Here is a 1,523-nt window from a genome sequence, read left to right as displayed (position 1 = left end):
TCGAGCCGGGCGACGTGCGCGTGCCCTACATCTCGCAGACCGTGCGCGACCAGATCCGCGACGAGGTCAAGGCCCAGGTCATGGCGCAGGCCAAGGACGAAGGCTGGGCCGCGCCCAACGAAACGCCCGAGTGGAGCAAGCGCATCCGCTTCGAAGGCGACGTGCGCGTGCGCAACGAGTCGCGCAGCTATGCGGGCAACAACAGCAACATCGAGATCAACTGGCCCGACCTCAACAAGAGCAGCGGCTACGACGTCAACCCCAACACCAACCTCGCGCTGCCCTCGCTGCTCAACACGCGCCAGGACCGGCGCAACCTGTTCCGCGCCCGGGCCCGCGTGGGCATCTTCGCGGACCTCAGCGAGAACACCAAGGCCGGCGTGCGCCTGGCCTCGGGCAGCGACGACAACCCGGTCTCGACCACCCAGACCCTGGGCGGCGGCCTGAGCAAGAAGAGCGTCTGGCTCGACCAGATGTGGATCTCGCACAAGCCGGTCGACTGGCTCACCGTCACGGGCGGCCGCTTCGGCAACCCCTTCATGTCGACCGACACGCTGTTCTCGAGCGACCTCAACTTCGACGGCATCGCGTTCCAGTTCGACAAGGCGCTGGCGAGCAACAAGGACCTGTCGCTGTTCGGCACGGTGGGCCTGATCCCGCTCGAGTACTCCTCGGACAACGCGCCCAGCCGCAGCCAGGACAAGGCCAAGAGCGAGAACAAGTGGCTGTTCGGCGCGCAGGTCGGCGCCGACTGGAAGATCGACGACGACAACCGCCTGCGCGGCGCGCTCGCGTACTACAACTTCCGCAACATCAGCGGCAAGGTCTCCGAGCCCTGCGCGCTGTACGCGGGCGCCGACGGCTGCAGCACCGACTGGTCGCGCCCGGCCTTCATGCAGAAGGGCAACACGCTCATGCTGCTGCGCGACATCTCGCTCGACCCGCTCAACCCGGCCGGCACGCCGCAGCCGCAGTACGTGGGCCTGGCCTCGAAGTTCCGCCTGGTCGACCTGAACATGCGCTGGGACACCAAGGTCGCGGGCAACAACCTGCGCCTGGACGCCAACTTCATCCGCAACACCGCCTACGACGCCAACGACATCTGGCGCCGCGCGGGCATCCGCGGCGCCATCGTCAACAACTTCGGCAACACCGGCGGCACCACCCAGGCCGACTACAAGAGCGGCGGCAACGCCTTCATGCTGCAGGCCACCTACGGCCGCCCGGCACCGGCCGCGCGCGGCGACTGGAACGTGCTCGCGGGCTACAAGCGCATCGAACCCGATGCGCTGCCGGACGGCTACAACGACTCGACCTTCCATGGCGGCGGCACCAATGCGCGCGGCTACTTCCTCGGCGGTTCGTACGCGTTCGACAAGAACCTCTGGTTCACCGGCCGCTGGATCTCGACCAAGGAGGTCTATGGTCCGCCGCTGTCGATCGACACGCTGCAGCTCGAACTCAATGCGCGCTTCTGAGGACGTCGCCGTGGCCCGATCCCATTTCAAGACCCCAGCGCTCGC

The 1,523-nt window shown here is 67.3% G+C and carries 1 protein-coding gene; it reads left to right on the top strand.

From position 1 onward, the window contains the following. Window positions 1-1,478 (top strand): putative porin (locus AC27VN_RS41230; protein WP_490880478.1); only part of this gene is annotated, 1,478 nt, incomplete at its 5' end. Window positions 1,479-1,523 lie beyond the last annotated feature (45 nt).

The sequence above is a fragment of the Variovorax sp. 20P10.2.4 genome, from assembly GCF_058244205.1.
The sequence above is the reverse complement of the archived record's forward strand: the minus strand, read 5'-3'. Positions and strand labels throughout refer to the sequence as shown.